Raw genomic sequence first — 25885 nt, forward strand, 5'->3', positions numbered from 1 at the left:
TAAGTTACTCAGCACTCCGTGCGAACAACACCTATATTAAGTTTCCTTGAGAAAAGACAGGAAACTGAACAATTTCACTCAACTTATCAATTTAATTAACTTATAAAAGCCTTACAAATGAATACCTAACTACCAGCATCAAATCCGTGCGGAATATCAATTGCTTGATAGTTACCATCATGATGGGAGACTATTAACTTATAGAAGGGAACAGGGAATAGATTTTGGCAGATTCCCCTGTTTGTTACATAACATATTTTGTTTTTTCATGTCCACCTATCTAGTACATCACGGCGTAAATAAAGCAACCATATTCAATCGCCAAAAAGCCTACTGTACATTAGTTTTGACTTTTGACTTTTAACTTTTGACTTCCGCCCTGCGGTACTAGTGCCGCACGGCGTAAATAAATCAACCATTCTTAATCGCCAAAAAGCTTGCCCAATATTGCTTTTGACTTCACGGCGGTACTAGTGCCAGTTTAGTGCTTTGAAAATTCCCATAATGGTAAAAATAGTGGCACTCAGGGCGACGCTGATGGGAATGGTAATCAACCAAGCAGCGGCGATATTTTCGATAGTGGCAAATTTTATTGATTTGATGTTTTGTACCAGTCCAATGCCCACAACTCCACCGACAAGGGCATGGGAGGTGGAAACAGGTAAACCTAAGTGGGAAGCTAATAAGATAGTGATGGCTGTGGCTAGTTCGGCGCAAAATCCGCTGCTAGGTTCTAAGGAAATAATGTTTTCGCCGATGGTGGTAATAACTTTTTTACCCCAAACTGCTAATCCTGCCACAATGCCGATCGCACCGAAAACCAGAATCCACAGGGGAATGGGGAGTTCGTCGCGGGGAACTTGACCTTGGTGGTTAATGTAGGCAATTACTGCTAGAGGAGCGATCGCATTCCCAACATCATTAGAACCGTGAGCAAAAGCCACAAAGCAAGCACTCAGCACTTGAAATCTGGCAAATAATCCTTGAATTTTATTTTCAATTTGACTATTTACCAATTGTCGCCAACTGATCAAGGTTAGGGACAATATGGCGATGCCACCGATTAATAAGGTAATGTCGTGGGCAGGAATATTAATTTGTCCCTCTGTGAGTAAGAACTGACTCAAGGGTTGAGTGATTGTCGGCAGAACGATAATACCAAATACACTCAATAGCAATGTACTTAACCAGGGAATCCATTCTCGTAACTGAGAGAGGGGTTGGGGTTGGTTAAAAATCCATTGTTGAATCAGACTATACAAACTAGCAGCGATCGCTCCAGTAATTATTGGTGTTAAAATCCAGCCTATGGTAATTAAACCAATGGATGACCAATCTATTGCTTCTACTCCCAATGCTACCCAACTAAAGCCAGCGATCGCTCCCACAATGGCATGAGACGAAGACACCGGTAAACCCCTAGCTGTGGCAATTTGTAGCCAGATCCCAGCCGTGAGCAGTACCGAAATCATCCCCATCACTAAAGTTTGTGGTATCGTCGCAAATAAAACCGGATTCGCAATTTTCGTGCCGAGGGTAGACGTTACCTCTTGTCCAAACAAGACAGCACCAAGAAACTCTAACACCCCAGCAATCATGATCGCCTGTTTGAGAGTAATAGCCCCAGAACCCACAGAAGTTCCCATCGCATTAGCAACATCATTTGCACCCAAATTCCAGGCGACATAGAAGACTAAAAGAGCGACTATCGCAGTTTGCAGTTCCATAAAATAAACCATTCACACCTGTTAACAGGTAAAAATTGTCATGAATGATTTACATTTTCCATTTTTTTGGCTATAAAAATCTGGACGAGCCATGAAACTCGACACAATCAACAAAACCTAATTTTATCTTTTATCTATGTTTGATATTTTCACAAAATCAAGCTACCAAGCCCTGCAATCAGGGAAGAATTACTTTGCTTTTGCTCACAAAACCGTAAGTTCACAGATCAAAAACCTAATTTATCCATCACTTCAGCCAAATATCAGTCCTTTATCCCCGAAATTGCTCACACAACTCCAAGACAGCATGAACCAGTTATTGGCAACAGACTGGGAAGATAGTCAAGCAGGTGTGTATCCACAAAATTTATTATTTGATAATTCTTGGGAAGATTTCTTCCGTTACTATCCATTAATATGCTTAGACCTACCAAATATCTGGGAACGTATTAAAAACCGGAGATATCAAGAATTTTCCCAGGAAATAGCCACAGATAACTATCCCAGCTACTATGTACAGAACTTCCATTATCAAACAGATGGCTATTTGAGTGAACTGTCCGCCAATTTATATGACTTACAGGTGGAAATTCTGTTTGGTGGCTCAACTGATGCCATGAGAAGACGCATCCTCTGTCCTCTCAAATCCCAACTGACAGCATTTGACCATATTCCCCAAGCACAACTCCGAGTCATAGATATTGCTTGTGGTACTGGACGAACACTGAAGTTAATCAGAGCAGCTTTACCAGACGTATCTTTATTTGGTATAGATTTATCCCCAGCCTATTTGCGGAAAGCCAACGAACTATTATCCCAAATTCCTGGAGAATTACCGCAACTCGTACAAGGGAATGTCGAAGAATTGCCCTATCGAGATAATTATTTTCATGGTACAACTTGTATTTTTCTGTTTCATGAGTTACCAGCGGCAGTTCGTCAAACTGTAATTGAAGAATGTTTTCGGGTCACAAAACCAGGAGGCATTTTTATTATCTGTGATTCTATCCAGGCAAATGATGTACCGGAGATGGAATTAGTTGTCAAAAACTTCTCAGAGACTTTTCATGAACCTTATTACAAGCATTACATTACAGATAACCTCGTAGGGCGGTTAGAAAAAGCGGGATTTGAGCAAATAGAAACCCAAGTTCACTTCGTAAGTAAATATTGGATTGCTCACAAGCCAAGTTACTAGAGATTCAGCATTCACAATGACGGTTGATAACTAAGAAAAGTTTTCTGTACCCTCACTTCCGGTAGTTATTATCACCTATTAACGTCCAATGTCTACCGGACGCGATTACCACAGGTGAGATGGGTAGTGTATTAGTGCCTTGGTCACCAATACACGCCAAGGTTTGAGCAATTACCAGATGTTTTGATGAAATATTGAACAATTTTCGAGAGATGAAGTGCTGTAACTGTCTATGTTTTTAGCAGAGAAATGGCAATACTGATAGCTTGCGTGATGACGCGAGAGCCATGCAACTGATTAAAGATATAGTGCTTGTAACTATCTATATCTGGTGTCAGTCAAAGAGAAATTTACAAACGATAAAATCGAACAAGTGTAGTGCTGTAACTGTCTATATCGTTTCAATTCAAGAAGTGGTATGTAGGATTTAAAAGATCCAATAATCCGGTAACATCATTTCTGGGTTGGCAGGTATTGCGCTCCAACGATTGAATAACAGAACTGAAGTTGCCAACTTATCCATCTAATCCTCTACGACCACTACCTCGATGAGGATTGGGCTTTTCGGGTTGATTGGGGCTAGGTTTGGAGTTATCAGCCAGGTCGAAACTCTGGTTTAACACCAAAGGTGACAGCTGGTAATCGGACTTAGCCATTGACAGAGCGGAAAAATGAGTCTGTACTGCTTCGCAGTTAAAAGCTAAGGAGCCAAATACCAGACTCGATACTAAAAGTGAAATGGCAGCACGCATAGTAGATGTCTATTTTAGAACTCTCTACTTCACTAATACTTAACTCTTATATGTCTATCCGGAAAATTTGCAAAAAAGTATTGTATTTTACTGAATAAATGTTCATTTTATACTTCTTCAATATATTCAACAAGTAACCAATTCCCAGACAAATTTGGCCGCCCCCAAATCTTGAGTATTTTTTCCGGGGGTAACCCTTGTAGTTGCTGATCTATATCAGGTATCAAAGTCACAATCTGCCAATTTGTTGTAGTAAAATTGGTTTCGTTTGTAATATTAAATTGGTAATTTTGCTCACCTAGTCGTTGGAATTTGCCTGTAAAGCAGTTGAGGTTTAATTTATTATCTGGTCTCACCACAATACCAGGGCAGTTACCATCACCAGGATAAGCTTCTGGATGGTCTAAATAATAAGTTTGCCAGTACAACCAATCGGAATGATTAGTTAATAAGTTAAACAAGGGAACAATTACGCTAGGTGCATGGTCGTCTGTCAATAATGCAGCCTGCAAACTCTTCACTGGTAAATCCCTGGGCTGACATTCTAGCACAATGCAAAGAGAAGCTGCCATACCTGCCGCCTGTCCAATTCCCATGACTACTGGTTGAAGTCTGGTAGCGCCGTTGGCAATGTGAGAAACGGAAATGTTTTTTTCACAAACTAGCAAACCATCTGTGGTGGCAGGGATGAGGGCGCGATAGGGAATTGTGAAGGGTGTTCCTGTCCATCTTCCACCCCAACGGATAGATTTAGGTTGCAGTGGGAACTCTACACCGGGATAATGATGATCGTTGGCATAGTTACCGACAGCGATGGCATCATGAAAGGGTAATGCGGTTTTGCCGTTGGCTAAGGGCAAGATATCCTGTTCAGAAACAGTTGTCAAGCCCACTAGGCGGCGACTTTCCCGATAATAGGGATGGAGAGCAAAGGCGGAGTTAACATGGGGAAACAGGTTTTCTGCTAATCCGTAACGCCTACCTAACTGACTTTGAATGTGATGGGCGAAATTCTGACTATGCCAATAACATTCTTGCATAAATTCGCGGTTTTTCTCCCCTAAATCTAACAACCGATTGGCATTTTGGCAGTAATCGTTGCCCGCAATAGGCCAGTTAATCATAAATTGATCTGCTGGTAAGCGTCCATAGTTCAAGAATTTTTCTGGACCATAGTTGTCCCAAGCTCCTATGAACTGGGATGGATTATAGTTGGGGGCGGGGAGAATTTCTGGGGCGGTATTTTCGCCAAAGTCTTGCATGACTACTACCCAGGTTGGTGCTTGGACTGGATAGGTTTGGGTGAGGGCGTTAAAATTTGTTGGTGCGCTGGGTTCTTGCCATTCTGATTGTAGTTCCCAACCCCAACGATGAGGGATTTCTCCTAAAGCTAATAGGTCTCCTAATTCTGTGCCGTCGAGAATGATTTTGGCGTTGATGGTAAAGTCTGCAAAGCGTACACCTGTGATCCTGTCTTGGGTTCGCAATACTTCTAAGGGAAATTGTCCAGAAATCCATTCCAGGTTAGGTAATTCTCGTACCCAGTCGGCAAATATTTCTGCACCTATCCGCGGGTCATAAGTAAAAAAACTGACCCAACTATTATCTAATCCGCCCGGTTGTCTGCGCCGTAATTCTTGTAAGAAAGCCCCCCATAGTCCTGTTTGCCAGGCTTGTAATTCGTTGCCGTCTGGCGCTGATACACCTGCTGAGGTGAGCATTCCTCCTAACCAGGGAAATTCACTCACGAGGATAGTGTTTACACCTCGTCGCGCTGCTTGGATAGCCGCAGCAGTTCCGCCGGTGCCTCCGCCAACGACTAGGACATCGGTTGTATAGATTTGATTCATAGGATTAAGTAGGGTTTGCTGATAGCGAAGCGTGGCGTAAGCCATAAAAGTTGTCTGTGAGGGCTAGGAGTCAGGAGTCAGGAGTTCAGGAGGAAGAAAAATAGTTTTTCACCTATTCCCTATTCCCTATTCCCTGTTCCCTGTCACCTGTCACCTGTCACCTGTCACCTGTCACCTGTCACCTATTCTCAAATGCGTGACAGCTTAAACATAATCAATGGGATCTTCTAAACCTAATTCGGCAAAGGCTGCTAACCGCAATTGACAGGAATCACAGACACCGCAGGCTGAATCACCACCGGCATAGCAGGACCATGTGAGATCCCAAGGTACTGCTAATTGATTACCTAGCTGGATGATTTCTGTCTTTTTCAAATTAATTAATGGGGCGATAATTTCAATAGCTTCTCCCTCGCGTCCTTGTTTTGTCCCCAACTGGAAAACTTGCTGCATGGCTTGGATATAGTCAGGACGACAATCTGGGTAGCCGGAATAATCTAGGGCATTAACGCCAATATATACTCTTTGGGCGGCGATCGCTTCAGCATAGCCCAAAGCAAAACTTAAAAAGATGGTATTCCGGGCAGGAACATAGGTAACAGGAATATTATCTGCCATTTCGTTAAGCGATAGCGAAGCACTCCGCAGGAATCGCCTTGCGGGTAAATCAATCTTGTTGTCTGTTAGCGCTGAACCACCCCATTGTCGTAAATCAAAATTGACCACCTGATGTTGAACTACTCCAGCCGCCTTAGCGACCATAGAAGCAGAATGCAACTCTTTGCTATGACGCTGTTGATAATTAAAAGAAATAGCGTAACATTCACAGCCATCAGCCTTTGCTTGGTAAAGAACAGTAGAAGAATCTAAACCACCAGACAACAAAATTACAGCTTTCATATTCAGAATAGGAAATGGGAGATCAAGAAATAGCAGGAGGAGAGGGAAATTTTCGCAATTACCAATTCCAATTCCTTCATAAATTGCATCCAAAAGATGGGAAAATTAACAGAACACACCAACAAAAATTAAATATGGACAAAAATACTCTTAGGAATGAGAACATTAATTGTATAAATTGCCTAAAACATTATACTCTGAGTATTAACTATGTAATGACTTGTAATTTTACTTATAGAAAGGGTGATTAATTTACCGCTATAAAAACCAAGTATGTATTGAATTTAGTTAATTTCCTAAATACATACCTGAAAATTCCTGTCAAAGGTTACAAAAATTACAGAGCTAAAGAAAAAACACATAATTTTTCTCATAGATGAATCAAAACAGGATAATTAACAACTGTTAACGGAAAAGATCACCAGATGGCGGGAACTGAACCCAAACTTTGAAATTCTTCATAAAGATAATCACTATGTTACCATCTGGATGGTTTAAGACAAATCAAACCTGGCGTTTAAGTATAAAGGCCAACGACCGTAGCGTCTCTAAATTTGGTGGTTGAGGAGAGAACAATAGTGCAAGATAGCATATCAGTGTCAGAACCAAATCTTTATTCACAGCGCAGCCAGCCGCACCATATTCGCATAGGCGTAATTGGGGTTGGTAACATGGGACAACATCATACCCGCGTACTGAGTTCCATGAAAGATGTGGAATTAGTCGGCGTTTCCGATATTAATGTCGAACGCGGTCTAGAAACTGCCAGCAAATACAAAGTCCGGTTTTTTGAAGATTACTGCGACTTACTACCCCATGTAGATGCCATCTGTGTTGCTGTACCTACACGGTTACACTATGCAGTGGGTATAAACTGTTTGTTGGCAGGAATCCATGTTTTAATTGAAAAACCGATAGCAGCTAGTATTTCCGAGGCAGAATCCCTAGTTAATGCTGCGGCCGAATCCCAGTGTATTTTGCAAGTTGGTCACATAGAACGATTCAATCCCGCCTTTAGGGAACTTAGTCAAGTCCTCAAAACCGAGGAGGTTTTGGCTTTGGAATCTCACCGGATGAGTCCTTATTCAGCGCGGGCGAATGATGTTTCCGTGGTGCTGGATTTAATGATCCATGACATTGATTTACTGCTAGAATTAGCCGCCTCACCAGTGGTGAAACTGACTGCTAGTGGGACTCGTTCTTTAGACTCAGGTTATTTAGATTATGTAACGGCTACCTTGGGTTTTGCGAATGGGATTGTTGCTACCCTCACAGCCAGTAAAGTTACCCATCGGAAAATTCGCCGTTTAGTTGCCCATTGTAAAAATTCATTTACAGAAGCAGATTTTCTCAATAATGAGATTTTGGTACATCGGCAAACCCCTGTCAACCCTCTGATTGACCATCAAAAAGTCTTATATAGACAAGATGGTTTAATTGAAAAGGTTTATACCACAAATATTCAGCCTCTCAGTGCAGAATTAGAGCATTTTGTCAACTGTGTTCGTGGTGGCAATCAGCCCTCTGTGGGTGGTGAACAGGCTCTCAAAGCTTTACGGTTGGCTAGTTTGATTGAGCAAATGGCTTTAGAAGAGAGAGTTTGGAATCCATTAGAGTGGTCTTCGGAATCAAGAGTCCAATCTTTAACATCAACCATTTAGCAACATTTTGGTAGTGGGGGAAAATTAATAATTTTTCTCCCACCAATATGAGAGATTAGGAGTGGTAGGGGCAACCCCCTGTGGTTGGATGTCAAGAGGAGGAAGAAAAAAGAAAAGCTTGACATTTCCTAAAACTGACATCAGAAATACTAAATCATAAAAAATTAATGATCGCCTGTTATGAATTTTGACGTATTTCTAGTTACACTTAACCCAACCTAAAATTTTTTGTAGCTCACCTTTTTGTAAGATGAGCATGATAACTTTTTACAGAGGAGATTTCATGACAGATCAACCGCCCGTAGCTAATCCGATGAATGCTGCTGCTATTCCTATGAACCGGACTCCAGCAGCATCAGCAGCCACACCCATGAATTCTGGAAATTCCGGTAAGCCAACCAATATTACTGGTAAAACCATTCTGAGTGTAGATTTAGGTAGAACCTCCACAAAAACTTGTGTGAGCCGTGAACCCGCAAATGTGGCTTTTATACCTTCTAATGTCAAGCAAACATCAATTGAGCAAATTCGCGGTGGTGTGTTTGAAGCTAAGGCTACTGACCCCCTGATGGATTTGTGGCTGGAATATCAAGGTAGTGGCTATGCTGTAGGTCAATTAGCTGCCGATTTTGGAGCTAATCTTGGCGTTGGCCAATCTAAGGTAGAAGATGCTTTAGTCAAAGTTTTATCATCTGCGGGTTACTTTAAGCTCAAGGATGAAATTTACGTGGTTCTGGGGCTGCCTTTCTTATCTTTGGAACAATTTGAAAGAGAAAAGGCACAGTTAACTAGCTTGGTAACTGGGCCGCATGTAGTGAATTTCCGGGGTGAATCCATAACTTTGAATATTGCCAAAGTCTGGGTAATGCCCGAAGGATATGGTAGTTTGCTGTGGTCAGAAACTCAACCTAATAAAGCAACAGCAGTTCCTGATTTCACGAAAATATCTGTGGGGATTGTGGATATTGGCCATCAAACCATTGATATGATTATGGTGGATAATTTCCGCTTTGCCAGAGCTGCTTCTAAGAGTGAAGACTTTGGGATGAGCAAGTTTTATGAACTGGTAGCTGCGGAAATACAAGGTGCTGATAGTCAATCATTGGCACTGATTTCTGCGGTTAATAAGCCTAAAGGCGATCGCTTTTACCGTCCCAAAGGTGCTAGTAAGCCCACCAATTTAGATGATTTTCTGCCTAACTTAACAGAGCAGTTTTCCCGGGAAATTTGCTCTCGTGTGTTAGCGTGGTTGCCAGAGCGGGTAACTGATGTGATTATTACAGGTGGTGGTGGAGAGTTTTTCTGGGAAGATGTCCAGCGTCTACTCAAAGAAGCTAAAATCAACGCTTACTTAGCTGCACCTTCTCGGCAAGCCAATGCTTTGGGGCAGTATATTTATGGAGAAGCGCAATTATCTGCTGCTCGCGCTAGGTCATAAAACTGATGTTCCAATGGTCAAAAAAGGTAGTTAAATCCGTTACATTCAATCCAGACATTGCTGATGAGAGTTTGTTAGCGCAGGTGGAAAACTCCTTAGAGACACAGCCAGATAAAACTTTCAGTGACCTGTGTAAGGAGGCTCTCTGGAAATTCTTGTGTGTCCCAGAACCTGTACAAACAGCTTCTAAGACAGCAAATATAACTACGGTTGAACAAAAAATCGGTGAGATACAAAATCAAATGACTGGTTTTGAGGAACGTTTTTTGGCGAGGGAGTCTCATCGTTTGGAGGCGATAGAAAGTCAAATGATGCAACTTACTCAACAAGTGGCAAAGTTGGCAATTATCCTGAATCAGCAACCACCTACTTATATTCCTCCTGATAGCGTTAACGAGGCGCAAGCCATACCTCAAGAAATAGACCCTGTAATTAATCGCATTGGTCAGTTTCTTGATGATTTTTAAGAAAAGACTCGGTTTTTCTTGGTTTTGACTTTAAGAAAAACCCTTAACTAAACTACCCTAAGTCCCACCAATCAGGCCGAAATGGCTTATGGGTGGGATATTTTGTGTAAAAATTAAAAGCATTTTCGTAGTAACAAGATTAGAATAAGCTTGTTATAACTTCTATTGGCATTAGTAGCACCTAGAGCTACTCTAATAGTTTATCATCAGGACTATAGGCGATCGCTCTCACAGCACGAGAATGTCCGTCAAATTCCTGCCAAAATTGCCCCATATTCACATCCCAGAGCCTCACCATATGAATCCCCATAAATAGGGCTTGCTGAATAAATGCAAGACCTATATATATCAAAGGTTTGAGTCTGCTAAAAAAGAAAATAGGTGTAAGATTGTTGAAGGAGATAGTCCCAAAAGCGTGCATTTTGGGTTGAATAAATCACAAAATTTAGGGATAACAGATAGCCCAAACTCTTGCCTCTTGCCTGCCCTCACAGACAACTTTTTCAGCAACCCCTAAATAGCAATGAATGTTAAAAATAATTGTATTTCTGGTTAATTTACAGCAACTATAGGAATCCGGTTTGATTCTGTGAATTTACTTGTGTGGTCAGGGAACGGGGAACAGGAAAGACAGAATTGATATCTAATGAGTCTTGTATGGCTACGCCACGCAAGCTATCCAAAATCAAATAGGAGTCCTATAGATCCTAAAAATGTTGGGTTTCCTTGCGTCAACCCAACCTATAAGTTTTAATTCAGGATTACTTAAAAGTATTGCGAACCTCTTCTTTCATTTTATTTGCTGGGTTACGAGATTCACTTTTTATATCATTAGTTTTTCCACTAGGTAGATAGTTGGGGTTGACAATACTATTATCTATGGCTTTTTCAGTTTTAGCTTCAATCTTTTTGGTCGCCGCCTTTAATTGTTGTTGCCGAGTCGCATCTTTGATATCTTCAACTGCGTTACGAACTTTACTTTCAGCTTGCTTGGCTTTGCCCATGAATTGATCTTTTTTGTTTCCTGTTACATTACCTAAAGTTTCTTGAACTTTACCTTCAATATTTTTAGTTGTGGCTTCGACTCGATTCATAGTTGTGGCAATTTGAGTCTGGGCAAGACTAACTTCAGCAGTAAAAGCTGTGAAAATTCCCAGACAGAAAACTAAACTAATGATGAGAAAAAACTTGCGAAATTGTGAAAATAGATTCATGAAATTCTCCTCATTTATAGGTTGTTAATTAATAAATACTATCGGTTATAGTTTTGGAGTGGGTACGGCTGGAACAATTTTGACTACAACTTTGACGCTTCTGACACCTTTGATTTCTTTGGCAAGAGAATTAATTTTATTTAATTGTTCTTGAGTCTGGACATTTCCCACCACGACAACCGCCCCATCTTTAGCAGCCACAGTTAATTGACTAGAGGGGATATTCGCCTCCAACTTAGAACGAACCTCACTGGCAAGATCACTATTAGCGCGAGTTGCATTTCCTCCAGTGACGTTATTGCGTTGCTCACGGGCGCGAATATCTGCGTTGAGTTGATCTCGACGAACTTGGCTAGTTGCGTCTTTTTGATTGGCTAGAATTGTTTTGTCTGTGGGAACTTCACCAGTTTTATCAAGAGTATCTGGCGCACTGCTGCTAGTTTTGGCTTTATTGTCACAAGCAACCGTTCCCAGAAGTAAAATGCTACTGAGGACAAAAGGCATAATTGCTTTCATAGTTTGCAACCCTTTTACACACGAGAGACAACAGGGTTGGCAGAACGGCTAATAGTTGGACTATTGTAAACTTCCCATTCACGCATTCCCCTGTGTTTGAAAATGGTTTCTGCTCTGAGAATTTCCGCCTCTGTGCCATCTACAATTACGAGATAATCTCCATCAACTACATAATCGTGGTAGATTTGCGCCCGATGTTCAGGGATTCCTAAACCTACTAAACTACCAATTAAACCACCAACTGCTGCTCCGATAGCTCCACCGGCTAAAGTAGTAGCGATCGCTGTAGCTGCTGCTCCGGCTAACATAATTGGACCAATCCCTGGAATTGCTAGAGTTCCTAACCCAATTAGTAACCCTGTCAGTCCCCCAACTGCTCCTCCTGCCTCGACTCCAGTTTTCGCGCCTTCCTCTACACGGGTGGTTGCATGAGTTTCCGTTGGTTCTTGAACTATTTGTGGTTGAACTTGTGTTTCACCAATTTGGTATCGCTGATTTAGGTCTTCATCGTGTTTAGCAATCACAGATACCTGATTCATGTCAAATCCGTTATCTCGCAGTTCATTCAGAGCATCTTCTACCTCTTGGTGACTAGAAAATACTCCCACTGCTCGTTTATTATTAATCAAGGTCATTTCTTTATCCTCTCAAAAGGGAATCAGTGGCAGGTAACGAGGTAATTAAGAATTAGTTGGAAAGATCAAAAAGCCTTATTTCCCTCGCCCCTGCCTAGTACCGCAGAGCGGAAGTCAAAAGTCAAAGGTCAAAACTAAGACAGTATAGGCTTTTAACAATTGAGAATGGTCGCTTGATTTACGCCGTGTTGTACTAGTTCATCTACTCGATCATTTCTTTGGCTTGATCCTTTACATCTTCAACGGCGTGGCGAATTTTGGCTTCTGCTTGTTTTTCCTTGCCTTCTGCTTGAGTTTTTGGATCTCCGGTTAAATCACCTACAGCTTCTTGAACCTTACCTTCAATGTTTTTGGCAGTTGCCTTAGCTCTATTTTTCATACTCATAATCTGTTCCTAATGGAAAATTTACTACTGCAAAATCTGGGTTTTATCTTCTTTCCACATTCGGATGTTCTTGGGTATTAACATCCAATTCTTCTCGGCGTAGAGTTTCTTCCGCTTCAATAGTTTCGTGATCTACAACTTTATCAACTCTGACTTCTTCTCGTAAGAAAGCTTCTTTATGAATATCCGCAGTTTCTTCATAAAGTTCTATTCGACTCACTTCTGTAGTACCAAAGCTGTCGCTACCTAAAGTCACCGTTTCTCCAGCATTTGTAGGAGTAACTCGCTCAATGACAATTCTTTCTTTATCTATGGGGACTGAAACCCGCGCCTTTTCTGTTTCCGTATGTTTCCCAACAATGACTTCTCCTGTTTTGGCGCGGATTTTGTTGGCAATTAATCGTTCTTGATATAGTTTGAAAGTTTGATGATCCTGATCATTCAAGGCATATAAATTAGGTTCTTGTTGATAGTCATAGCCGCTACCGTTACCTGACTTTCTTGGTGGGGCTATGGGAGGGGCTACCATAGTAGCTCCCGCAGGTCGAGAACTGGCTGTATCTACAGAACCGGAACTTTCTAAGAATGCTTCAGAACGATATACTCCTCTGACTTGTTCTTCATAGTTATAATCAATTTCTTTGTGTTCATTAAATTCGGGTAAATTCTCCGCTTGTTGTTTGGTCATTCCCACTGTATAAATCCGTTCTAAGGTATGATCAATGCGCGAACGACCAACTGGCAACAAAACTTTTTTCCCAAAAATCCATAAGCCTAAATCAACAACGAAATAGCGAAAATGTCCTTGTTCATCTACTAAGATATCGCTGACTGTGCCAATTTTTTCATCTGCGGTTGCATAGACACCCATTCCTTTGATGTCTTTGCCTTCAAAACTTTCTCGATAATTCGGATCAAATTCTTTGATTTTCAAAAGAGACATACTATTTTCCTCCTGTTGCAGTTTCACTATCAGTTGATGTCATCAAATATCAAATTATTCTCAACATTAGAACCTGGTACAATTGGGTTATGAGTTTTTCTGTTCTGTTAGTTCTAATATGTACACATTAGTTATTTTTATGATTAAGACCGTCCATCAAAGGGTTGATTATGACGGTATGTCAATAGACAGAGATTCTTAACTGAGTGGTAGGAAAGTGCCAGATCCCCGACTTCTTGAAGAAGTCGGGGATCTGCATAATCTATATTGGTTTAAAATTGTATAAGTTCGTTTATAACCAAATAATTTAAAAATTCCTCTTAGGGAAAATCGCAAATAATACACTCAGTGTCAAAAAATTGCACTAAAATCACTACGGCGGTAATCTTTGGGTGTGAGGTTCGAGATATTTTTAAGTCAGCTTGACGATAAAATTAATCCACTTCCTGCGGCCTTGAGGCTGACTGCGCTAAAAAATTTAGAGAGTTAATTTATGTTTCAGTTGTTAAGCCGGGTTTTGCTATGGCTCTTAATTGGTGTTGTAGCCTTTTCTTTGTTTCAAAGATTCTATCCATCAGTAACTTTTGTCGGTAGATTTCTTTTAGGGTTGGTCATAGTTGTTTTAGCTTTAGCATTCCTCAATCCTAGTGAACCAGCGGTGGCTTCGTTGTGGCGATTTATCTCCTTCCCACTCAAGCCCTTGGGTGCTTCGGTTTTAATGTTGTTTTTAGCTGCTCAAAAAATCAAAGGCGGTGGTATTGATAAACCGGGCGGTTTTTTATTAGGATGGGCGTTGACGGTTTTGCTTCTGTCCAGCACACCAGCGATCGCTTACTTCCTCGTCAGATCACCAGTTGCTACAGTTGAGGGGATGAACGTCAATCGGCCAACTGCCCCATCTACCTTAGTGGCCTTTGATCTGGCAAATCCTAATTTCACAATCTCAGATATTGGGCAAAATATCATCCCACGTAAGGCAGAGATAAATTCTCCAACTATAGCTTTCAATAGTCTGACTGCGAATATCCCTTCCTATCTCCTCCAAAATCCTCAAGCAATCAGCACCCGCGGATTACGGGTAGAAGACTTTGTTCCTAACGCAGAAACCCTGCAACTTACTACCCAAGTATGGGAAAGTTATCTCAATCAGATTTATGTTTTCTTACGTGGTCGGACGTAGAAGAGGCAGGGGGCAGGGGAGAAAATTCCTCTTTCTTCCTCTTTCTTCCTCTTTCTGACTCCTTGACTCCTAACTCCTCCCTCCACAATACAAAAAAGTTAGATAATTGTTGGCATGGCCAAATCTCACAGACTTGATAAAATCGCTGCTTATTTACGCCCCTATTGGCGCGAAACCGTCTTCGGTATTATTGCTTTATTAGTTGTCAATGGGCTGGGTGTATATATTCCTTTGTTAATTCGTTCAGGGGTAGATACTCTGTCTCAGAATTTTAGTTTTCGCCAAATCGTTCATTATGTAGTTCTCATCGCCCTACTTAGTTCCGCTATGTGGATGATGCGAATGGCTTCTCGGATGTGGATCTTTGGTGTGGGAAGACAGGTGGAATTTGATTTGAAACAGCGAATTTTTCAACACCTATTGCAATTAGAACCTGCTTATTTTACGGTTAATACTCCTGGGGATTTAATTAGTCGCGCTACCAGTGATGTAGACAATATTAGACGGTTGCTAGGGTTTGCTGTGTTGAGTTTGGCAAGTACTTTCTTTGCCTATCTTTTGACACTACCCGTCATGTTGTCTTTGAATGTGGAACTGACACTGGCATCATTAGCAGTGTACCCGTTCATGTTTTTGATGGTGCATTTTTTTAGCGATCGCTTGCGTAACGAACAAACCGCAGTCCAAGAAGAACTTGCAGAAATTAGTGAATTGGTACGGGAAGATATGAGCGGTATGGCGCTGATTAAAATTTACGCCCAAGAAGACAATGAGCGCCAAGCATTTAACCGGAAAAATCAACAGCTATTAACCGCTAACCTCAAACTAGCTAAAACTCGCAACACCCTATTTCCCCTGATTGGTGGATTAGCAAGTTTAAGTTCTTTGATAATTATTTGGTTAGGTACAGCCAGAATATCCTCTGGAACTCTGGCCATTGGTGATTTTCTGGCTTTGCTAATTTATGTAGAGCGATTAATTTTCCCTACCGCTTTATTAGGATTTACTATTACGGCTTACCAACGGGGGGAAGTGAGCATTGACCGCTTAGAAACTATTCTCAGCGTGACTCCGAAAATTCAAGACACACCAGACGCTATTCATGTAGAACCCAGCCAAATTAAAGGGGAACTGACAGCAGTAAACTTTAGTTACACTTACCCCGGTGTAAATACCCCAGTTTTAGAACATCTGAATTTTCAAATCGCACCTGGGGAAGTAGTAGCTATTGTGGGTCCGGTTGGTTCGGGAAAATCAACCTTAGCGAATGCTGTCCCCAGATTATTGGATATTCAGCCTGGACAGTTATTTTTAGATGGGTTGGATATTACAAAAATAGCTGTGAGTGATTTACGTGGTGCGATCGCCTACGTACCACAAGATAGCTTTTTATTCAGCACCACCGTCAAAAATAATATCCGTTATGGTGATCCCCTCTCCGCCGAAGCAGACGTAGTTTACGCCGCCAAAATGGCGCAAATTGACGCAGAAATTCAGAATTTCCCCCAACAGTATGAAACCTTAGTGGGGGAGCGAGGAATTACCCTTTCTGGTGGACAAAGACAACGCACAGCTTTAGCCAGAGCAATGTTAATTGATGCCCCCATCTTGCTGTTAGATGATGCCCTATCCAGTGTAGACAATCAAACCGCTACACAAATCCTCACCAATTTGGCTACAGGGACAAAAAGAAAAACCGTAATTTTTATTACTCACCAGCTTTCTGCTGCTGCCACATCTGACCGAATATTGGTCATGGAACAGGGGAAAATCGTCCAGACGGGTCATCACTCAGAACTGGTGGAACAGCCTGGACTTTATCAAAATTTGTGGAATCAACATCAAGTAGAAGAACTATTACATTGAACCGAAATGGATTAATTTTTGTAATAATTAGCAGTAGTATTAATCACAAAATAGCATAATTTAAAGATGTTTAAAAATTCACAGTTAGTAGCTTCTGAGTCCAGTAACTTATTAACATCTAAACAGCAGCGTCTTTTAGGAGCAATCGCCCTTTTAGTCGTCATTAGTTTACTGACTTCAGCCGGTGGATCACCCATTGAACATAATGTTTCCAGCACCTGGGAAGGTTTTATTTGGGGCATAGCCGATCCAGTGATTAGTTTAGACCGTTTTGCAGGGATTGTAGCATTAGGTTTATGTTCCCCTAGATTTACCCGTGGTAATTGGCTAAATATCACTTTTGTTATTGCTGCTATCTGTGGACAATTGATTAATTTATCTCCAGTGATCTTACCCGCACCAGGAATAGCGATCGCTATTTGTACCATTGCATTAGGAGTAATGTTAGTTACACCAATTCCTATTCCTTGGTTAGTAGTAGCTTTATTAAGTGCTACTGCTGGGATATTTCAAGGTTACTCCGATGCTACATCCATCATCGGTGCAGAAACATTAACTATGATTATCTTTGTAATTAGTGTTGCCTTTACCCAAACAGTAATTATCATGAGTGCCAGAAAAATAGGTGTAAATTTTGGCATCAATGAAATTAACCAAATCTTACCTAAAATCATCCGTTTTGCTGGTTTAGTATTCTGTGCAATTGGTATCGTATTTTTGGGCTACTCAATAATTTAACGGAGGAATTAGGGAGGCGGGATTGGGATTAACACCGCTTGGCGGAAGTCAAAATTCAAAAGTCAAAACCAAGAGGAATGATGACAAATTACTTGATTTATTAATAATGCTGATTATGAAACTATGGAATGAATATTTAGGAATATTGCTGTGATGATTTTTTCTCAAGATTGGAGCAGGCCAGAAATGATTGCAACTGGAATAGAAACAAGAATCAGTCGCTTAGAATCTATTGTTGAACAAATTGGAGACGCTGTACTCTCGACAACTGAGACAATTGAACGTCTTGCTCACAGAGTTGATGCTCTGAGTCTACAAATAGAAGCTCAAGGAAAACAAGTACAGCAGCAAGGTTATCAGATTTTTGCTTTATGTGACGCTGTGCAAAGTTTGGCTGACTCGCAGAAGGATTCTATGGAACAAATCACTCAATTGTCACAAACCTTGGATGGACTTGTATCCTTACTACAAGATGAATAATGATGGAAGTCAGGAGTCACCGAGTCAGAAAGAAGGAGTCACCGAGTCAGGAGTCACCGAGTCAGGAGTATGGCTAACGCCACGCTGCGCAGGAGTTCAGGAAGAAGAAAGAAGGAAGAAGAAAGAAGAAAGAAGAAAGAAGAATTTAGAACCTGAATTATTAAGTCCTAATTACCTTAAACTCTTAACTTTGTCACTGCGATTTTGCCCGAAAAACATATATCAACATCACTATTAGGAGTCCGTTCTCGTTTACCATATTCTCCTGTATAGTAAAAATCATCACCTTCTATTCGGTAATTAACAGGTAAAGGTTTCGTACAGGGTTGACAAAATACCACTTCTGGATCTGCTTGTTGCGGTAACAGGTGCGGTAAATTGACATTCCAAAAACATCCAAGTTCTAGGGGAAGTTCCATCAAATTATCTAACAATGCAGATGTCCATCTAATAGCCGCATCCCAATCATAATCACGTTTACCTTGACGATACTGAGAAACAGCAATTCCGGGAATCCCGTGCATTGCAGCCTCTCTAACAGCAGCCACAGTCCCAGAAATATACGCATCAACTCCCAAATTTCCACCAGCATTAATGCCTGAAATGACATACTTGACATTTGGAGCAATATGTGAAACGGCAACTCGGATACAATCAGCAGGAGTACCGGCGATCGCATATTCAAAATCAGAACGACGTTGCAGATTAATCGGTTGACGGGTAGTAACTTGATGTCCGCAACCAGATTGATGCGATCGCGGTGCAGCAATAATTACCGATTTATTATTTACTGCTTTGAATAAAGCTGCAATACCCGGAGCATCAATACCGTCGTCATTGGTGATAATTATCGTCATACTATGTTTTTTTAAAATTCCTTCCCTGTAACCTGTAACCTGTAACCTGTAACCTGTAACCTCCCCTCACAGACAACTTTTATCGCTTACGCCACGCTTCGCTATCAGCAAACCCTACTTATTTTCCCATGTTGCGTTTGAGTTTTTCTAATTCATCTTGGGTTTCCCAGCGGCGAAATGTATTTTCTAGGTCATCAAAGTCACTGTAAGAATTAGTAGCTGTATTCCAGCCATGAGTTTCAGTTTCTAGTCTTTGTTGGGTTTGTGCTTTGGTTCTTGCTGTTTGTAATTCAGCTGCTTTGGTTTTTACTTCTTGACGACGTTGTTGAATTTTGCGGAGTAGTTCTTGGGATTGGCTAATGCGTTCTTTTACACCTTGCATCTGTCCCCACATCTGATTTCCTTCTCGCAGTAGTGCTGCTTCTCGTTCTTGGGCTGGGGTGGTTAAATCTTGTCTACCTGCGGCTTGGGCTTTTTGAATACGGATATGCCATTTTTGAATTTCTTGGGCTGTGGAGAGGATTTCATCTTGCGATCGCTTCTCTTGTAATTGTAACTCGGCAATTAATTTTAATGTATCTTCTTCTTGTTCCCGCAGCTGTTCTAAAAGTGCTTCTAACTCTAAATGAGGGTTATTCCGCAAGAATTCTTCTAAACGACTTTCTAAAAAGCGACTTAAATCATCAAATAAACTCACTGTTAATACTCCAAATATTTAGATATATGTTTATTTTATAACAGGGAACTCTTAACTGAGAACATAATCTGTTTATTTGCAGAATTTATGTAGTCTGACGCAGCCTACCAATGTGCCAGTTGGGTAAGTCCTGATAAAGTAGCTATGGACTGATAGAATGTGTTCACTTTCATAGCTAAGTTGCTTGTAAACGGGGTATTTATGAATCAAATTCATCGGGTGGCGATTGTCGGCGGAAATCACGGTAATGAGTTAACGGGAGTTTACTTGGTGAAAAAGTTTCAGCAATATCCCCATTTAATTCATCGAGGCAGTTTGGAAACTTTATCATTACTTGGTAATCCTAAAGCTATTGCTGCCCGGACAAGATATATTGATACGGATCTGAATCGTTGCTTTAATCAAGATAAATTATCAAGTTCAAAAATATCAAGTTATGAAGAATTAAGGGCGCGAGAAATTCAACAAATATTACAACCAGAAAATCAAGAATCTGTAGATACAATTATTGATGTACATACGACTACTGCCAATATGGGATTATGTATTATTCTGGGAAGTTGGCATCCTTTCCTGCTCAAATTAGCTGCTAATTTGAGCGCAGTTAATCCTTTGGTGAAGGTTTATATTCATGAACAACCTCAAGGCAGTGGGTTTCTGCGTTCTTTGTGTGATTTAGGTTTTGCGATTGAAGTTGGTGCTGTACCTCAAGGAATTTTAAATGCGGAATTATTTCAACGAACTGAACAACTTATTTATAGTATTTTAGATTATTTTGAAGACTATAATCAAGGAAAAATTTTGTCAAGGAATCATACATTAACAGTTTATAAATCAATTGGTGTGATTGATTATCCGAGAAATGAAGTAGGGGAAATTCAGGCGATGATTCACCCCCAACTTCAATGCCAAGATTATAAACCTTTACATCCTGGTGATCCTATTTTTCTGACTTTCACGGGAGAAGAAATTTTCTATGAAGGAAATTCTACTGTTTATCCGATCTTTATTAATGAAGCTGCCTATTATGAGAAAGGAATTGCGATGCACATTAGCGAAAAGGAGTTAATTAAGATTGGCTAATTCTCTGGTTTCCATGACTCTGATGATATTGTCTTTTCTCATTAATTCACGATATACACTTAGTGTTTCTTCATTCACTCGTGCGGCACTAAATCTTTCTAGATTTTGCTGGGCGCGGAATTTCCACTGATCTAAAAGTTGGCGATCGCTCAATAATTGTGTCAAAGTATTAGCTAGGGTTGGAATATCCTTGGGTGGCACTAAAATCCCGGCTTGACTATCATCTAAGGTCTCAGGAATACCATCCACATCACTGGCTACGATTGCACAACCGGCTTCCCGCGCTTCCGTTAGCACTAAGCCAAAAGATTCGCAATGTGAAGCCAAAACAAAGATATCCGTTGCTAACATATAGCGTTGCGGTTCTGCCTGAAATCCTGCAAAATGAATGCGATGGCTAAAAGTTGTATTTTGCACCATTTTCTCAAACATGAGCCGATCTGGTCCATCTCCTACCAAATATAAATGTGCTTGCGGAAAGTCTGTGGCAACTATTTTAAATGCCTCAATTAACTCATAAATACCTTTGCGGGTATACATCCCAGCCACAGTAGTTATAGATGGATGTGGCATTTCTACTGGTTGATAATCTGCCAGTTTTTTATGCCGAGGACTTCCTAAAGTCCCATTACTAACTACTCGTAACTTTTGAGGTGGAATACCCCGTTTAATCATGGAATTAGCTACGGCTTTACTAACTGCAATTACCTGATCAGCTAATCCCATGAGGATAGCACTATGTTGAAATTCATTATGGACAGTAGAAACTAAATGATATTCTCGATTCTTGCGGAAAATACCTGCTAAAATTGCCCCTGTCATCATGTGTACATGAACAATATCCGGTTGAAACTCCTTAATAATTTGGCGATAATGCCCAGCAGCCTTAATCAGATTTAATGGTGTCCGACATTGATTGAGATGAAAATGTTCAACACCGTGATCTGCTAATAATTTTTCATATTCTCCACCAGCAGAAGCTACAGCAATATCCAGACCACTTTTTGCTTGTAAACAAGCTAAATCTACAGCAACATTAACAATTCCATTACCGATTTTTTGAACATGATTAGTAATATGTAGAATCCGCATTTAAATTTTCCCCACTGTAATTATTTATAGCAAATCTTCAGATGCGTTTCCCCTGTTCCCACCTTACTCGGATTTAAAAAATATTTCTTCCGAATATAAAAATCGGTTAATAAATCCCCGAGGTAACATCTCAATCTGGGAAGGATAGGCAGCAATAGCTTTTTGTTTTTTCTCTTTTACTGATGTGACTGATAAGCGATAAGCCGCTGCAATATCTTGTAACTTCAACAGAATAAATAATGGCGATCGCCAAAATACCCAAATAGGATATTGAAGTATTTCTGTATTAATTTGTGATTGGATAATTGCCTCTTTCACTAAATTATAAGTAGCTTCATGATCCTGATGACAGTCTTTACGGTGAGGCACATAAACCTCTCCCGGTTGATATAAATTTAGTAGTTCTGAAATTTCAGTAATTATCTGTTGCCTTTTCTCTATATTCAAAGCAGCTAAACTACCATCTTGGTGATTAAAAAAATGAATCTCTGAAGGGTTTACCCCGAGAATATTTAACGCCATCAAAGATTCCTGTTGACGAATCTGGACAACTTGACTTTGCATAAGCGGATCTAAGCCATGAGAACCTCTACCGTCAGTTAAAAAAGTTATACTTACTTGTATTCCTTGTTCTCTTTTACGGGCAATCATCCCTCCACAACCAAAGGTTTCATCATCTTGATGAGGAGAAAAAACCATTGCTGATTTTTCAGAAAATTTTAAAGGCTGACTTCCCCAATGCAAAATCCACCATGAAACTAAACTACAATGAATATATTGTATCTGACTTAACAATTTATTAGGAATTATTTTTTCTAGTGAGGTTAGGTTTTTTTTATGATTCATAAATTTAAAATTGATTCCAGACAAAATTCCAGTCTTGTAGCTAACAAATATTGATGCTTCCCATAAATCAAAATAACTATTTTTATAATAGTCACGCCCTAGATAAAAGTATTTATTTTTTTAATAAAGTTATGCTGAACATATCAATAAGAAAGTGTAGAAAATCAGATGAGTGGTAAAAAAAAACTCTCAGTAGTATGGACTAAAGATGGGGACTAGCAAAGAATAAATTTGAATTACCTATATTTTATAAACAGCTGGATTAGCTGACGACTAACGATTGAATGCTTACTATTTTTCTACCCAGAAGTGTTTCTATAGAAACAGTAAATCATTAGTTAGATTAGTTAGAATTTATGGAAACCATCGAAATCTCCATAACCTACTATATGGCGGTATGCACTCTTTGTGAGATACAGTCAGCAAATCCTCAAGCCTGTAGGGGCATGGTTTCTCGTCTCTGGATTGTATTGCTATATAAAGTTAAGCAGTGCTTAATTACCGTAGGAGTTGATGTTTACCGTTAAATTCAGCTATTTTTTGGATTCTGGAGGACTGTAATGATTACTAAATTTTAGCTGAAGTTATAAATTGAGTAATTATTGTATTAGTATAAGTTATCTTGGGTATGCAATGGTGTGCCACTATCATGCAGATGAATTGGATTAGTTTACTAAAAGCGCAACAAACTGACTTCTTAAACCGGGTGAAAAAACCGAAAACGGCGGATCTTTCTCTGTTAGAAAGTCGAGTTAAAGGTTATCACAGTGAGGTAATGGCATTTGCGGGGGATTCATTAACGAAAATTCTTGAATGTTCTCGTCAGCAAGCTGAAATCCTCGCCAAAAACCCTCCACCGATACCACCTGAATATCCTGAATATCCTGATTGGATCATTCCCTTTCCGACCTATTTTCAACGTCAAGCAGAAGAGTATCTTGTCCGTGAACAAATTGTTGATTGGATGATTACAGAACGGTTAGGAAAATTGGTGAGAAAGGTGCCACAAGACACTTTAGACAACATGGTTTTGGATGATGAGGGAAATTTACGTGGTGAAAGTAAGTTTACTTATTTGTTAGCCAATAACCCGAAGGTGAGTATTCAAATTCACGTAGCAGATGGGGAAAGTTTTAACGGCATTAAAAAAGATAAAATCCGTTGGTCTGTGAGTCAAGAAGATATCAATAACCACCAAGTATTGATTTTTTTGTGTTTGTTTTATCCAGGAAATACCCAGTCAGGATACCACAAACAAACAGTAATTACTGGTTTTTTACCAACAAATCAACTAGATTTTTCAGACTCAAAGATTCATCTAACTCCTAGTAGTCTATTATATGCAGGAGGATTAAATTGGTATTTACAGTCTCTGGGTGGTAAGTCAGATGATATGCCAATCACTGATGAGAAAATGCTGGTAGAAACCATTCACACCTTACCATCAGATCATCCCAAAAAGAAGATTATCGGTGATTGGGAATGCTGGCAAACATTAAAAGGACATACCAAAGGTATTAACTGTTTAGCCTATGCTATCAAAACTTTAGTAGTCCAAGATGCCGGAACTAAAAATGTGAAAACAATTCCGATGTTAGCTAGTGGTAGCAGGGGAGAAACAAAATTATGGGACTTATCAAAAGGTGAATTAATCGAAACATTATCAGAATATCCTTGGGTGATTTCTACCAAAGTAGATGAAGTTAATTCCCTGGCTTTTAGTACCGATGGACAAACATTAGTAAGTGTAGGTGCAGATTCCACAGTTAAAATTTGGCATACTGGGGCGTTGGATCTAATTGATATTCTCCATAAACATCATGGAGATGTCCGTTGTGTGGCGTTTACACCCGATGGTAAGATGTTAGCAACGGGTGGTCATGATCGCCAGATTTTGTTTTGGAATTTGCGCGATCGCCAAGTCGAAAATACCCTATCTTTAGATGATACAGCAGCCCATTCAATGGTGTTAAGTCAAGATGGAAAAATCTTGATTACAGGTAGCTATCGCAAAATCAAAGTTTGGGAAACATCGTCAACACTCAATCACAAAAATTTGCCAGATATACAACCAATATATACCCTAATGGGTCATTCTCATATTGTTAGTTCCCTAGCCATGAGTGCTGATGCTAAATTCTTAGTCAGTGGTAGTCAAGATCAAACTATTCGAGTTTGGAATTTAGCGACTGGGGAATTAGTTCACACTCTCAAAGGACATCAAGATAGTGTGAATACAGTTGCTTTAAGTCCTGATGAACAAATTATTGCGAGTGGTAGTGCTGATAAAACTATCAAATTGTGGCATTTACAATCTGGAGAATTATTAGGGACATTTACAGGTCATGCTAATACAGTTACAGCTTTATCCTTTACTGCTTCTGGAGAAATGTTAGTCAGTGGGAGTTTGGACAAAACAATTAAAATTTGGCAGCGAAGTTAGATCAAAACTGCGGTTGTCTCTATAAGTTTGTGCCACTTATAAAATTGGTACAAATTTTTTATGACTAACTGCTTGACTGGCTGTTATTTTCGTGATTTTAATTGAGTACAGTTACGGAACTGGTAAGTTACTATCACCCCATTTTTTACTAATACATACAATTGTGTTGTTAGTAAGTAATTAAAAGGTGAAAAATATGCAAACATTTAATCAACAAAAAGATAGTCCTGCTTGGGTTTTTCAAACATGGGCAGCTTTTATTATGTCTATTTCCATAACTACTTTTGGGATTATCAATTTACCCGCAGACAACTGGATCAAAGGATTTATGGGTATGGGTTTAGCTTTTTCTGTTGGTTCTACTTTTACTCTAGCAAAAACTACCAGAGATTTGTATGAAACCAAACGATTAACTTCCCGCATTGAAGAAGCCAAAGTAGAAAAGTTGCTTTCTCAACATGATGTAATTTTGAAATGAAAGTTCATCTTGCTGCTACCTTCCGGCTAAAGAAGCAACCACAGATACTAATTGATCCGGTTCTATGGGTTTGCCAATATGTATTTGAAATCCTGCTGCTAAAGCGGCTGCTTCCTCGGCTTCTCCAGTATAAGCTGTCAGGGCAACAGCGGGAATTTGCCCACCAGCTTCGGGACTTAGCTCGCGGATCTGACGAATCAGCATATAACCATCTTCCTCTGGTAGACCAATATCAGATACAAGTACGTCGTAGCCACCCGGATTATTTGTGAATATTGATAAAGTCTCCCTCACGGATTCAGTATCTGTGACTTCAGCCCCGCATTCCTCCAGCACAATTCGGAATAATTGGCGGATGTCTGGTTCATCATCTACAATCAGCACCCGCACACCGGCTAAAGATGGGTCGGCAGCAGGGGGAGTAGGGGCGCTAGAGGGG

The 25885-nt window shown here is 40.1% G+C and carries 25 protein-coding genes; 11 read left to right on the forward strand and 14 right to left on the reverse strand.

Annotation, left to right across the window (positions count from 1 at the left end):
• Window positions 1-470: 470 nt before the first annotated feature.
• Window positions 471-1727: an inorganic phosphate transporter gene (locus IQ226_RS10390; RefSeq protein ID WP_193895114.1), complete on the reverse strand. Its 1257-nt coding sequence runs from the start codon at window positions 1725-1727 to the stop codon at window positions 471-473.
• Window positions 1728-1863: 136 nt separating this feature from the next.
• Between IQ226_RS10390 and IQ226_RS10395 the strand changes: the two genes are divergently transcribed.
• A complete protein-coding gene (locus IQ226_RS10395) occupies window positions 1864-2925 on the forward strand; it encodes a class I SAM-dependent methyltransferase (protein ID WP_193895116.1) in 1062 nt (353 codons plus the stop codon).
• Between the two features lie 515 nt (window positions 2926-3440).
• Here IQ226_RS10395 and patX read toward each other — a convergent pair.
• The 3 genes from patX to queC all read right to left on the reverse strand — a co-directional run bounded on the left by patX (window position 3441) and on the right by queC (window position 6427).
• Window positions 3441-3677: a heterocyst-inhibiting protein PatX gene (gene patX / locus IQ226_RS25080; protein ID WP_228039358.1), complete on the reverse strand. Its 237-nt coding sequence runs from the start codon at window positions 3675-3677 to the stop codon at window positions 3441-3443.
• Between the two features lie 107 nt (window positions 3678-3784).
• Window positions 3785-5572, reverse strand: coding sequence for an FAD-dependent oxidoreductase (locus IQ226_RS10400; RefSeq protein WP_304511103.1), 1788 nt, complete (start codon window positions 5570-5572; stop codon window positions 3785-3787).
• 159 nt (window positions 5573-5731) lie between these two features.
• Window positions 5732-6427: a 7-cyano-7-deazaguanine synthase QueC gene (gene queC / locus IQ226_RS10405; RefSeq protein ID WP_193895118.1), complete on the reverse strand. Its 696-nt coding sequence runs from the start codon at window positions 6425-6427 to the stop codon at window positions 5732-5734.
• Between the two features lie 578 nt (window positions 6428-7005).
• Here queC and IQ226_RS10410 point away from each other — a divergent pair.
• The 3 genes from IQ226_RS10410 (at window position 7006) to IQ226_RS10420 (ending at window position 9993) form a co-directional block, all read left to right on the forward strand.
• Window positions 7006-8088: a Gfo/Idh/MocA family protein gene (locus IQ226_RS10410; protein ID WP_193895120.1), complete on the forward strand. Its 1083-nt coding sequence runs from the start codon at window positions 7006-7008 to the stop codon at window positions 8086-8088.
• Between the two features lie 283 nt (window positions 8089-8371).
• Complete coding sequence (locus IQ226_RS10415; RefSeq protein ID WP_193895122.1) at window positions 8372-9526, forward strand: ParM/StbA family protein; 1155 nt, start codon at window positions 8372-8374, stop codon at window positions 9524-9526.
• 5 nt (window positions 9527-9531) lie between these two features.
• The gene (locus IQ226_RS10420; RefSeq protein WP_193895124.1) at window positions 9532-9993 is read left to right on the forward strand and encodes a plasmid segregation centromere-binding protein ParR; all 462 of its coding nucleotides are present in this window, start codon (window positions 9532-9534) and stop codon (window positions 9991-9993) included.
• 761 nt (window positions 9994-10754) lie between these two features.
• On the opposite strand, the gene IQ226_RS25920 is transcribed toward IQ226_RS10420, so the two are convergent.
• From IQ226_RS25920 to IQ226_RS10445, 5 genes are all read right to left on the reverse strand, one after another.
• On the reverse strand, window positions 10755-11207 hold the full coding sequence (locus IQ226_RS25920; RefSeq protein ID WP_193895126.1) for a CsbD family protein: 453 nt from the start codon (window positions 11205-11207) through the stop codon (window positions 10755-10757).
• A gap of 45 nt (window positions 11208-11252) precedes the next feature.
• Complete coding sequence (locus tag IQ226_RS10430; protein ID WP_193895128.1) at window positions 11253-11723, reverse strand: BON domain-containing protein; 471 nt, start codon at window positions 11721-11723, stop codon at window positions 11253-11255.
• Window positions 11724-11737: 14 nt separating this feature from the next.
• Complete coding sequence (locus IQ226_RS10435; RefSeq protein ID WP_193895130.1) at window positions 11738-12358, reverse strand: general stress protein; 621 nt, start codon at window positions 12356-12358, stop codon at window positions 11738-11740.
• A 202-nt stretch (window positions 12359-12560) separates the two neighbouring features.
• A complete protein-coding gene (locus tag IQ226_RS10440; protein ID WP_027401912.1) occupies window positions 12561-12743 on the reverse strand; it encodes a CsbD family protein in 183 nt (60 codons plus the stop codon).
• 43 nt (window positions 12744-12786) lie between these two features.
• A complete protein-coding gene (locus IQ226_RS10445; protein WP_193895132.1) occupies window positions 12787-13686 on the reverse strand; it encodes a DUF2382 domain-containing protein in 900 nt (299 codons plus the stop codon).
• Window positions 13687-14179: 493 nt separating this feature from the next.
• On the opposite strand from IQ226_RS10445, the gene IQ226_RS10450 reads away from it, so the two are divergent.
• The 4 genes from IQ226_RS10450 to IQ226_RS10465 all read left to right on the forward strand — a co-directional run bounded on the left by IQ226_RS10450 (window position 14180) and on the right by IQ226_RS10465 (window position 17950).
• Window positions 14180-14866, forward strand: a complete 687-nt coding sequence (locus IQ226_RS10450) for a hypothetical protein (RefSeq protein ID WP_193895134.1) — start codon at window positions 14180-14182, stop codon at window positions 14864-14866.
• Between the two features lie 114 nt (window positions 14867-14980).
• Window positions 14981-16732 (forward strand): ABC transporter ATP-binding protein, encoded by a 1752-nt coding sequence (locus IQ226_RS10455; protein ID WP_193895135.1) that lies wholly within the window; start codon window positions 14981-14983, stop codon window positions 16730-16732.
• Between the two features lie 66 nt (window positions 16733-16798).
• Window positions 16799-17470 carry a HupE/UreJ family protein gene (locus tag IQ226_RS10460; protein WP_193895137.1) on the forward strand — a complete coding sequence of 224 codons (672 nt, stop codon included), beginning with the start codon at window positions 16799-16801 and terminating at the stop codon, window positions 17468-17470.
• A 186-nt stretch (window positions 17471-17656) separates the two neighbouring features.
• On the forward strand, window positions 17657-17950 hold the full coding sequence (locus tag IQ226_RS10465) for a hypothetical protein (protein ID WP_015083427.1): 294 nt from the start codon (window positions 17657-17659) through the stop codon (window positions 17948-17950).
• Window positions 17951-18126: 176 nt separating this feature from the next.
• Here IQ226_RS10465 and surE read toward each other — a convergent pair whose 3' ends face one another.
• Window positions 18127-18807, reverse strand: a complete 681-nt coding sequence (gene surE / locus IQ226_RS10470; RefSeq protein WP_193895139.1) for a 5'/3'-nucleotidase SurE — start codon at window positions 18805-18807, stop codon at window positions 18127-18129.
• Between the two features lie 118 nt (window positions 18808-18925).
• Window positions 18926-19504 carry a TIGR04376 family protein gene (locus IQ226_RS10475; protein WP_193895141.1) on the reverse strand — a complete coding sequence of 193 codons (579 nt, stop codon included), beginning with the start codon at window positions 19502-19504 and terminating at the stop codon, window positions 18926-18928.
• Window positions 19505-19705: 201 nt separating this feature from the next.
• Between IQ226_RS10475 and IQ226_RS10480 the strand changes: the two genes are divergently transcribed.
• Window positions 19706-20587 carry an aspartoacylase gene (locus IQ226_RS10480; protein ID WP_193895143.1) on the forward strand — a complete coding sequence of 294 codons (882 nt, stop codon included), beginning with the start codon at window positions 19706-19708 and terminating at the stop codon, window positions 20585-20587.
• Here the strand turns inward: IQ226_RS10480 and IQ226_RS10485 are convergent.
• Both IQ226_RS10485 and IQ226_RS10490 read right to left on the reverse strand, forming a co-directional pair.
• Window positions 20570-21679, reverse strand: coding sequence for a glycosyltransferase family 4 protein (locus IQ226_RS10485; protein WP_193895145.1), 1110 nt, complete (start codon window positions 21677-21679; stop codon window positions 20570-20572). The genes IQ226_RS10480 and IQ226_RS10485 overlap by 18 nt on opposite strands.
• A 63-nt stretch (window positions 21680-21742) precedes the next feature.
• Window positions 21743-22525 carry a PIG-L deacetylase family protein gene (locus tag IQ226_RS10490; protein ID WP_193895147.1) on the reverse strand — a complete coding sequence of 261 codons (783 nt, stop codon included), beginning with the start codon at window positions 22523-22525 and terminating at the stop codon, window positions 21743-21745.
• A gap of 649 nt (window positions 22526-23174) precedes the next feature.
• On the opposite strand from IQ226_RS10490, the gene IQ226_RS10495 reads away from it, so the two are divergent.
• Window positions 23175-24968 carry a WD40 repeat domain-containing protein gene (locus IQ226_RS10495; protein ID WP_193895148.1) on the forward strand — a complete coding sequence of 598 codons (1794 nt, stop codon included), beginning with the start codon at window positions 23175-23177 and terminating at the stop codon, window positions 24966-24968.
• Window positions 24969-25164: 196 nt separating this feature from the next.
• A complete protein-coding gene (locus IQ226_RS10500; RefSeq protein ID WP_193895150.1) occupies window positions 25165-25446 on the forward strand; it encodes a YiaA/YiaB family inner membrane protein in 282 nt (93 codons plus the stop codon).
• Between the two features lie 15 nt (window positions 25447-25461).
• On the opposite strand, the gene IQ226_RS10505 is transcribed toward IQ226_RS10500, so the two are convergent.
• Window positions 25462-25885 (reverse strand): response regulator (locus IQ226_RS10505; RefSeq protein ID WP_193895152.1); only part of this gene is annotated, 424 nt, incomplete at its 5' end.

Source organism: Dolichospermum sp. LEGE 00240, from assembly GCF_015207875.1.
Classification (GTDB): Bacteria; Cyanobacteriota; Cyanobacteriia; order Cyanobacteriales; family Nostocaceae; genus Dolichospermum; species Dolichospermum gracile.